Raw genomic sequence first — 518 nt, 5'->3', positions numbered from 1 at the left:
GCCGGTGGCCTAACCCCTTGTGGGAGGGAGCCGTCGAAGGTGGGACCGGCGATTGGGACGAAGTCGTAACAAGGTAGCCGTACCGGAAGGTGCGGCTGGATCACCTCCTTTCTAAGGAGCCTCTCACTACGGATCACACACCATAGGGTGCGCGGTTCTAGTGCAGAGCAGTCCGGTTGGTCCAGCGTATGTCTGGACGCCGGCGCTCAAGGGTGGAACATCGAATACTTGATCGGCTCGCCTCTTTCGAGGTGAGCCTGTTCTGGTTCGGCACACTGTTGGGTCCTGAAGGAACAGCCGCTTGGTTGTCTTCTTCAGTACCGGGTCTCCTCTCAGGTCCCATACCGCGTCGCGTCAGCGACGGCAGGTGGTTCCGAGACGGGGGAGATGCGCCGGTGGGTGTTTGAGATCTGAACAGTGGATGCGAGCATCTTTGTGGCCAAGTTTTTAAGGGCGCACGGTGGATGCCTTGGCACCAGGAGCCGATGAAGGACGTGGTAGGCCGCGAAAGGCCTCGG

Annotated in this window: 2 rRNA genes; both read left to right on the top strand. The window is 60.2% G+C overall.

The window, feature by feature from the left end:
• A 16S ribosomal RNA gene (locus tag KGQ19_RS48860) occupies window positions 1–111 on the top strand; the annotation flags it as partial.
• 326 nt (window positions 112–437) lie between these two features.
• Window positions 438–518 (top strand): 23S ribosomal RNA (locus tag KGQ19_RS48855); the annotation flags it as partial.

Origin of the sequence: Catenulispora pinistramenti (assembly GCF_018274385.1) — a bacterium.
Classification (GTDB): domain Bacteria; phylum Actinomycetota; class Actinomycetes; order Streptomycetales; family Catenulisporaceae; genus Catenulispora; species Catenulispora pinistramenti.
This window is presented reverse-complemented; position numbering and strand designations above follow the sequence as displayed.